Source organism: Bradyrhizobium sp. (genome assembly GCF_035935975.1).
Lineage (GTDB): Bacteria > Pseudomonadota > Alphaproteobacteria > Rhizobiales > Xanthobacteraceae > Bradyrhizobium.
Genome location: NZ_DASYWN010000062.1, coordinates 49179 through 58424, shown reverse-complemented (window position 1 = coordinate 58424; position 9246 = coordinate 49179). Strand labels below are relative to the sequence as shown.

The 9246-nt window shown below is 65.4% G+C and carries 7 protein-coding genes; 4 read left to right on the top strand and 3 right to left on the bottom strand.

The window, feature by feature from the left end:
* Positions 1-76: 76 nt before the first annotated feature.
* Positions 77-1028, top strand: a protein-coding gene (locus VGR99_RS38670) for an IS630 family transposase (protein ID WP_326905197.1) whose coding sequence is annotated in 2 segments (ribosomal slippage) — positions 77-417 and positions 416-1028 — 954 coding nt in all. Because the reading frame shifts where the segments join, the coding sequence is not laid out codon by codon here.
* 65 nt (positions 1029-1093) lie between these two features.
* Here the strand turns inward: VGR99_RS38670 and VGR99_RS38665 are convergent.
* Positions 1094-2587 carry an NAD-dependent succinate-semialdehyde dehydrogenase gene (locus tag VGR99_RS38665; RefSeq protein WP_326905196.1) on the bottom strand — a complete coding sequence of 498 codons (1494 nt, stop codon included), beginning with the start codon at positions 2585-2587 and terminating at the stop codon, positions 1094-1096.
* 108 nt (positions 2588-2695) lie between these two features.
* Positions 2696-3016, bottom strand: coding sequence for a hypothetical protein (locus tag VGR99_RS38660; RefSeq protein ID WP_326905195.1), 321 nt, complete (start codon positions 3014-3016; stop codon positions 2696-2698).
* 345 nt (positions 3017-3361) lie between these two features.
* Here VGR99_RS38660 and VGR99_RS38655 point away from each other — a divergent pair, with 345 nt between their 5' ends.
* Together VGR99_RS38655 and VGR99_RS38650 are read left to right on the top strand one after the other, a co-directional pair.
* On the top strand, positions 3362-4555 hold the full coding sequence (locus tag VGR99_RS38655; RefSeq protein WP_326905194.1) for a serine hydrolase domain-containing protein: 1194 nt from the start codon (positions 3362-3364) through the stop codon (positions 4553-4555).
* 109 nt (positions 4556-4664) lie between these two features.
* Entirely contained in the window at positions 4665-6371 is a 1707-nt protein-coding gene (locus VGR99_RS38650; RefSeq protein WP_326905193.1) for an AMP-binding protein, read from the top strand.
* A gap of 173 nt (positions 6372-6544) precedes the next feature.
* Here the strand turns inward: VGR99_RS38650 and VGR99_RS38645 are convergent, their stop codons facing one another.
* On the bottom strand, positions 6545-7546 hold the full coding sequence (locus VGR99_RS38645; protein ID WP_326905192.1) for an adenosine kinase: 1002 nt from the start codon (positions 7544-7546) through the stop codon (positions 6545-6547).
* Positions 7547-7672: 126 nt separating this feature from the next.
* On the opposite strand from VGR99_RS38645, the gene murJ reads away from it, so the two are divergent.
* Complete coding sequence (murJ, locus tag VGR99_RS38640; protein ID WP_326905191.1) at positions 7673-9205, top strand: murein biosynthesis integral membrane protein MurJ; 1533 nt, start codon at positions 7673-7675, stop codon at positions 9203-9205.
* Positions 9206-9246 lie beyond the last annotated feature (41 nt).

The window sequence follows — 9246 nt, the reverse complement described above, 5'->3', positions numbered from 1 at the left end:
TGGCGGAATCGGAAGGGATTCCCTTGGGAAGCAAATCGTGATTCACCCTGAGGGCTGGTGATGGAGGCCAGCCCCCATGGCTAAACCACTCTCGCCGGACCTTCGCCTTCGCATTATTCGGGCTGTGGAGGATGAAGGCATGAGCTGTCGGGGCGCCGCCGGCCGGTTCGGCGTAGCGCCATCGACAGCGATCGAACTGGTTAGCGAGTGGCGAAGCACCGGCGCCTGTGAGGCGGGAGCGCAGGGCGGAGACCGGCGTTCAGCTCGGATCGAGGGGCATGCTGCGGAGATCCTCTCCCTGGTCAAGGCTACGCCTGACATGACGCTGGCCGAGATCGCTGACCATCTCCTCAAAGTCCACGGCGAGCGTTTCGTCCCGAGCGTGGTCTGGCGATTCTTCGATCGTCGCAACATCACGTTCAAAAAAAACGTCGCACGCCAGCGAGCAGGATCGGCCGGACGTGGCCGCTGAACGCGCGGCGTGGAAGGCATCTCAGCCTGAGATCGGCATCCATCGGTTGGTGTTCATCGACGAGACGGGGGCCTCGACCAAGATGGCCCGTCGCTATGGCCGTTCGCTGTACGGCCAGCGCTGTGTCGCAGCGCTGCCGCATGGTCATTGGAAGACGACGACCTTCGTCGGCGCGCTCAGAGCGACTGGAATGACCGCGCCGATGGTCCTTGACGGCCCCATGGATGGTCCGGCGTTCGAGGCTTACGTGACGCAAGTCCTCGTGCCGACACTCAGGCCCGGCGACATCGTGGTGATGGACAATCTCGCAGCACACAAGCGGGCCGAGGTCGGCATCGCAATCGACGCGGCGGGCGCCCAGCTCCGCTATCTGCCGCCTTATTCGCCCGACCTCAATCCGATCGAAATGGCCTTCGCAAAGCTCAAAGCCGCCCTTCGAAAGGCCGCAGCCAGATCAATCGAGGCTTTGGACAACGCTATCGCCCTCGCCATGGCCGCCTTCACCGCCCAAGAGTGCCTGAACTTCTTCGCCGCGGCCGGTTATGATCGCGTCTGATCAGAATCTGCTCTAATGGCGCGATCGACTCGCTTCTAATGTGTCGGCATAACGACGACGGGCCCCTACACCCCCGCCATCATCACGTATTTGATCTCGACATATTCTTCCATGCCGTGGCGCGAGCCTTCGCGGCCGAGGCCGCTTTCCTTCACGCCGCCGAACGGCGCGACTTCCGTGGTGATCAGGCCGGTGTTGACGCCGACCATGCCCGACTCCAGCGCCTCGGCGACGCGCCAGACGCGGCCGAGATCGCGGGAGTAGAAGTACGACGCGAGGCCGAACGGCGAGGCGTTGCACATCGCGATCACGTCGGCTTCGTCCTTGAAGCGGATCACCGGTGCGAGCGGGCCGAAGGTTTCCTCCTGGGACACCAGCGAGTCCGGCTTGACGTCGGCGAGCACGGTCGGCTCGAAGAAGGAACGGCCGAGCTCACTGCGCTTGCCGCCGGTGACGATCTTGGCGCCGCGCTTCACGGCATCCGCGATGTGGCGCTCGACCTTGTCGACCGCCTTCAGGTTGATCAGCGGGCCCTGCGTGACGCCGCTCTCGGTGCCGTCGCCGATCTTCATTGCCGCGACCTTGGCCGACAGCTTCTTGACGAACTCGTCGTAGATCTTGTCCTGGGCGTAGATGCGGTTGGCGCAGACGCAGGTCTGGCCCATGTTGCGGTATTTCGAGACGATCGCGCCTTCGACCGCAGCATCAATGTCGGCATCATCGAACACCACGAAGGGCGCATTGCCGCCGAGCTCGAGGCCGAGCCGCTTCACGCCGACGGAGGCCTGCTGGTAGAGAATCTTGCCGACCGCGGTCGAGCCGGTGAAGCCGACGAAGCGCACCGCCGGATGCTCGCACAGCACCTTGCCGATCGGCGGCGCGTCACCGGTGATGATGTTGAGCACGCCCTTGGGGATGCCGGCCTTCTCGGCGAGCACGGCCAGCGCCAGCGCCGACAGCGGCGTCTCGTTGGCGGGCTTCAGCACCACGGTGCAGCCCGCGGCCAGCGCCGGCGACACTTTTCGCGTGATCATGGAGTTCGGGAAATTCCACGGCGTGATCGCGCCGCAGACGCCGATCGGCTGCTTGATCGCGAGCAGCCGCGCATCGGGCCGCTGCGAGGGGATGGTCTCGCCATAGACGCGGCGGGCTTCCTCGGCGAAAAACTCGATATAGGCGGCGCCGATGTCGACCTCGCCGAGCGCCTCGGAGAGCGGCTTGCCCTGCTCGGAGGTCAGGATCAGCGCGAGATCCTCGCGGTTGGCGGTGATCAGCTCGAACCATTTGCGCAAGATGTTGGAGCGCTGTTTTGCGGTGTGCTTGGCCCAGGCCGGAAACGCACGCTGGGCGGCCTCGACCGCTCTGGTGGTGTCGTCGGCCCCAAGCTGCGGGACCTTGGCAAGCTCGACGCCGGTGGCGGGGTTGTTGACGGCGAAGACCGGCGTGCCGACCCAGGCGCCGTCGATATAGCAGGCCTCCTTCAGCAGCGAGGGGTCCTTCAGCCGGTCGCGCAGGGTGGCGGTGGCTTGCGTGGCGCGGGCGGCGGCGGTCGGGGTCATGGCGTTACTCCCTGGGGGCGATCGGATCGGCCCGGAATATAGGGGCAGGCGGTGCGCAATGCACCGCCCCGCAACGCACATCAGATGGGAGCTAAGCTAGGAGCGGCCTTAGGCCGCGCCGCTCATATAGGTCTCGCGCCGGCCGATCATGCGCTCGGCGGCCGCCTTGGCATCGGCCTTCGAGGAGGTCGCGCAGGTCCGGTATTCGAGATCGGGCGCATCAGAGGTGTCGCGGCGACCGAACCAGTTTTTCGAGCCGACCGGCAGCAGCGCCAGCGACTGCGCCAGATTGTCGACCGCGCCGAACGAATACAGCGCGCCGGTGCCGGCGATACGGACCTCGTAAATACCGGGCGAGATCGGCGCCTCGAGGTTGTCGCCCCGTCCGGGACGGGGATAGCGCTTCCATTCGCTCCAGGTCGAAATCATTTGAGATCCCCTCGCGGTCGTGACCGACCGCCAACATTTGCATCAAGTGTTAACTTCGGCCGCGGCTCGGCCCAAGGCCAAACGCCGCAACGCACAAAATGTTTCAAGTATTTCAAACACTCGAAACATAACGCCGAGCCCATCCGAGGTCACGGCGAAATGCAGCCATCCACCGCAGATTGTGACGGACTATTGCAGGTCAGCCCCCTTCTCGTCCTGCGCGGGACGCAGGCCGTCAAGTCACGACATCGCGACCGGTGCGGGCATCTGGACGCGCTTGCCGCGCGACGCGTGCGGGAGGACAATCGATCGCTTCCAACAATAATCAAACCGGAGGAAACGCGTATGCAAAGCAAGGCCCAGATCGACGAGATCCTGCGCAAGACGAGCGACGCCAAGGAGATTCCCGGCGTCGTCGCGATCGCCGCCAGCGGTAGCGACGTGATTTACCAGGGCGCATTCGGCAAGCGCGACCTGTCGAAGCCCGATGCGATGACGGCCGACAGCGTGTTCTGGATCGCCTCGATGACGAAGGCGGTGACGTCGGCGGGCGCGATGCAGCTGGTCGAGCAGGGCAAATTGTCACTGGACGCAGAGATCAGCGAGGTGCTGCCCGATCTCGCCAAGCCGCAGGTGCTCGAAGGCTTTGACGCCAAGGGCGAACCGAAGCTGCGGCCGGCCAAGACCGCGATCACGTTGCGCCAGCTCATGACCCACACCGCCGGCTTCGCCTACGATATGTGGAACGGCAATCTCGGCATCTATCTCGAAAAGACCGGAACGCCTGGCATCATCACCTGCCAGAACGCCGCGCTGAAGACGCCTGTCATGACCGATCCCGGCACACGCTGGGAATACGGCACCAATATCGACTTCATCGGCAAGGCCGTGGAGGCCGTCAGCGGCAAGCGGCTCGACGCCTATCTGCGCGACAATATGTTCGCGCCGCTCGGCATGTCCGACACCGGCTTCAAGATCACCGACGACATGCGCAAGCGCCTCGTCGGCATGCATGCCCGTGGCGAGGACGGCCAGCTCGCCGCGATGCCGTTCGAGCTCGAGCAGAACCCGGAATTCCACATGGGCGGCGGCGGCCTCTACTCGACTGCCGGTGACTACATCAAGTTCACCCAGATGATCCTCAACAAGGGCCGCGGCAACGGCAACCAGGTGCTCAAGGCCGAGACGGTCGCCATGATGGGGCAGAACCAGATGGGCGATCTCAACATGACCAAGCTTGCGACGGCAGCGCCGATGTATACCAACGACGTCGATCTCTATCCCGATCAGGTGAAGAAATGGGGCCTCAGCTTCATGATCAACACCGCCAAGACCGCGGAGGGTCGCAGCGCCGGCAGCCTCGCCTGGGCCGGCCTTGCCAACACCTATTACTGGATCGATCCCGCGCGCGACGTTACCGGCGTGATCCTGATGCAGCTTTTACCGTTCGCGGACGCGAAATGCCTGCAGGCTTTCGCGGGATTCGAACGTGGCGTCTATGCCGGGCTCGATGCGGGCAGCGGCAAGAAGGCGGCCTAGCCACTTAGTATGAGGCGCGCAACGTCACGCGCCTTCCCGGCAAGGGATAACCTCGTGCCCCAAAGCCAACGGCTTCAGGGCACGAGGCACCAATCTTGAGGAGACGAAGGTGGCGGACGGTCTTGCAGGCAAAGCCGACAGTTACGTTTGCGGCGTCTCGGACGCGCCGCTGCTCGGCGACACCATTGGCCGCAGTCTCGACCATGCGGTGCGGCAATGGGGCAGTCGCGAGGCGCTGATCTCGCCCAGCCACGGCGTGCGATGGACCTGGACGGAATTCGCCGAGCGGGTCGACGCGCTCGCCGCCGGCTTTCTCGCGCTCGGTCTTGCGCGCGGGGATCGGATCGGCATCTGGTCGCTGAACCGGCCGGAATGGACGCTGACCCAATTCGCCGCCGCCAGGGCCGGCCTGATCCTGGTGACGATCAATCCCGCCTACAGGCTCAGCGAGCTCGAATTCGCGCTGAAGAAGGTCGGCTGCGCCGCGATCGTCACCGCGACGGCGTTCAAGACTAGCCAATACATGGAAATGCTCAACACGCTGCTGCCGGAGCTGGCGAGCGCCAGGCCCGGACAGTTGCAGGCGGCGCGGCTGCCGGCGTTGCGGATGGTGATCCAGATCGGCGGTCCCGCAGCATCCGGCACGATCCCTTTCGAGGACGTCGCACGCATGGGCAAAGCGGAGCATCGCGAGCAGCTTGCCACGCTCGGCGCCGCGCTTCAGTTCGACGATCCCGTCAACATCCAGTTCACCAGCGGCACCACCGGCTCGCCCAAAGGCGTGACGCTGACGCATCACAACATCCTCAACAACGGCTACTTCACGGGACGCGCGATGCGCCTGACGGAAGCGGATCGCATCTGCATTCCCGTGCCGCTCTATCATTGCTTCGGCATGGTGATGGGCAACCTCGCCTCCGTCACGCTCGGCGCGACCATGGTCTATCCCGGCGAAGGGTTCGATCCGCTGGCGACGCTGCGCGCGGTCGAGCAGGAAAAATGCACCGCGCTGTATGGCGTGCCGACCATGTTCATCGCCGAGCTCGATCATCCCGAGTTCAAGACGTTCAACCTGAAATCGCTGCGCACCGGCATCATGGCGGGCGCGCCCTGCCCGATCGAGGTGATGAAGCGCGTCAACACCGAGATGAACATGAGCGAGGTCACCATCGCCTACGGCATGACCGAGACCAGCCCGGTCAGCTTCCAGAGCGCGACGGACGACCCGCTGGAACGGCGCGTCTCCACGGTCGGGCGGATTCATCCGCATGTCCAGGTGAAGGTCGTCGATCTCGAAGGCAGGATCGTCAAGCGCGGCGAACGCGGCGAGCTCTGCACCCGCGGCTACAGCGTCATGCTCGGCTATTGGGAGGAGAAGGAAAAGACCGGCGACGTGCTCGATGCCAATGGCTGGATGCACACCGGCGATCTCGCCACCATCGACGACGCGGGCTATTGCAACATCGTCGGCCGCATCAAGGACCTGGTGATCCGCGGCGGCGAGAACCTCTATCCGCGCGAGATCGAGGAATTTCTGTACCGTCACCCCAAGATCCAGGACGTGCAGATCTTCGGCGTGGCCGACACCCGTTATGGCGAGGAGCTCTGCGCCTGGATCCGCGTCAGGCCGGGCGAGACGCTGACCGCCGAGGAGGTCCGCGCCTTCTGCGACGGCCAGATCGCCCACAACAAGATCCCGCGCTACGTCGAGTTCGTCGACGAATTTCCGATGACCGTGACCGGCAAGATCCAGAAATTCGTGATGCGCGAGGCCGTGGAGCAGCGGCTGGGATTGAAGGCGGCCAAGACGGCGTGAGGGGTTTTGCGCTGCCGCTCCGATCTCGCTGTCATTCCCCGCGAAAGCGGGGAATCCAGTACGCCGCGGCTTCTCAGCTAAACCACCGGCGTCTCTGGAATACTGGATCGCCCGCCTTCGCGGGCGATGACAGTTGTGAATGAGGCGCGCCTGCCTCGCGTTATCAGCGAGCCCTAAACCGTCAGCCCGCGCTGCTGGGCGAGCTGCTTCAGCGACACCTGCGGACGGGCGCCGATGTGCTGGATGACTTCGGCGGCTGCGAGCGCGCCGAGCTCGCCGCACTGCTTGTGCGACAGATTGCGCGAGAGGCCGTAGAGGAAGCCGGCGGCGAAGAGATCGCCGGCACCGGTGGTGTCCACCAGTTGCGTGATCGGCGAAGCCGGCGCTGCGACGGCGTCGGTCGGCGTCACCACCACGCAACCCTTCTCGCTGCGGGTGACCACACCGAGCTTGACGTCGTTGCGGAGCTGCTTGAGCGCGGTGTCGAAGTCCGAGGTCATGTAGAGCGAATGCAGCTCGGACTCGTTGGCGAACACGATGTCGACGGTACCGTTGCGCATCAGCCCCAGGAACTCGTCGCGATAGCGGTCGACGCAGAAGGAATCCGACAGCGTCAGCGCCACCTTGCGCTTGGCCTCGTGAGCGATCCCGGCCGCCTTGACGAAGGCGTCCTTGGCGTTCTTGGGGTCCCAGAGATAGCCCTCGAGATAGACGATGCCGGCAGCGGCGATCTCGGCCGGATCGATGTCGGCGGGCGAGAGGTCCTGCGCGGCGCCGAGATAGGTGTTCATGGTGCGCTCGCCGTCACCCGTGACCAGGATATAGGAGCAGCCGGTGGCGGGGCCGTCCGTGGCAGCGGGCGTGTTGAAGGCAACGCCGGCGGCGCGGATGTCGTGGACGTAGAGCTTGCCGATCTGGTCGTCCTTGACCTTGCCGACATAGGCGGCGCGCGCCCCCAGGCTGCCGATGCCGACGATGGTGTTGGCGGCAGATCCCCCCGAGACTTCCGTCGCCGGGCCCATGTCGCTGTAGATGGCGGCGGCCCGCGCCTCGTCGATCAGGGACATGCTGCCCTTGGTCATGCCGTGCTTGGCCAAAAAGGCCTCGTCGGTCCTGACCAGCACGTCGAACAGCGCGTTGCCGATGCCGAGAACGTCATATTTCACGTCAGCCATTCACCTTGATCCTGTTTGCCGGATTGCGAACCCAGAGGAAATCCGCTTCCTGTCGGCCTGAAATCTGGCTCGCGGCCTATCACGACCGGCCCTTCGCGGGCAAGCAACGGTATTATAACAACCCCGATGATCCGCTCCTTCCTGACCGTCTCGACGGGAACATTGGCCTCGCGGCTGCTGGGCTTTGCCCGCGATTCCCTGATCGCGGCACTGCTCGGCACCGGAGCGGTGGCGGATGCGTTTCTGGCTGCTTTCCAGCTCGTCAATGTGGTGCGGCGCCTGCTCAGCGAAGGGGCACTCAATGCGGCGCTGATCCCGGCCTGGCTGCGCGTCCGGGAGCGCGATGGCGAAAGGGCCGCATCGGCCTTCGCGGGGCGTGTGCTCGGCACGGTCAGCGTGTCCCTGATCGCGATCTCGATCGTCATTGCGCTTCTGATGCCGCTGATCGTCACGATCATCGCGCCCGGCTTCCTCGGCAGCGGCACGCTCGACCTCGCGGTCCAGAATGCGCGGCTGATGCTGCCCTATCTCGCCTTCGCCGGACCGGTCACGGTGCTGATGGGGCTGCTGAACGCGCAAGGCCGCTTCGCTCTCACGGCGTTCTCGCCGCTGCTGTTCAACATCGCGCTGATCGCCGCGATCGGGCTGCTGCTGGTCTGGCACGCGGATGCCGGCTTCGCCGCGTGGATGCTGGCCGCGACTGTCGGCGTGGCCGGGCTGCTGCAATTACTGATGTTGCTGTCGCAGCGAAGTGCAAGCCTCGCGGCGCCGCTGCGTGTCAGCTTCGACAAGGAAATGCGCGGCTTCTTCGCCAAGGCGATCCCCGGCATGATCGCGAGCTCGGGGCCGCAATGGCTGATGATCGCCGGTGCGATCATCGCCTCCGCGACGCCCTCCGCCGTGTCCTGGCTCTATTTCGCCAATCGCCTGATCGAGCTGCCGCTCGGCATCGTCGGCGTCGCCATGGGCACGGTGCTGGTGCCGGAGCTGACGCGCGCCGTCACCAGCGGCGACCGCGACGCCGTGGCGCATGCGGAATCGCGCGCGCTGGAGCTCGCGACAGGGCTGGCGCTGCCCGCCACGCTTGGCCTCGCCGTGCTGGCCGAACCGATCGTGCGGCTGCTGTTCGAGCATGGCGCGTTCGGCCCGGATGACAGCACGGCCACTGCGCATGCGCTGATGTGGCTGGCGCTGGGCCTACCGGCCCATGTGCTGATCAAGGCACTGTCGCCGGCCTTCTATGCCCGCAGCGACACCATGACGCCGCTGCTCGCCACGGCCAAAGGCTTTGTCGTCGCGATTGCGCTGGCCGTCCTGCTCGGCCATTTCTTCGGCGCGAGCGGGATCGCCGCGAGCATCGCGGCCGGCGCCTGGAGCAGTGCGCTCTCGCTGCTCCGGAAAGGCACCGGCGAGTTCGGCTTCTCGGTCGACGCCGCCGCGCGAAAGCGGCTGCCGCGGATCGTGCTGGCCGCGGCCACCATGGGCGCCCTGCTCTGGCTGACCGCCGGTCTGATGCCCTCGGACGCGCACGGCCTCATCCGTTTCATCGTGCTGGGCCTGCAGATCGGCGCCGGGATCGCCGTCTACGGCCTGCTGCTGCAAATCCTCGGCGCCGCCTCCTTGCGTGAGGCGGTTAACGCGCTGAAGCGGCCCGCCTAGCCGGCCTCGGCCCGCGGGGACAAGCGAATTACCCTTGACGG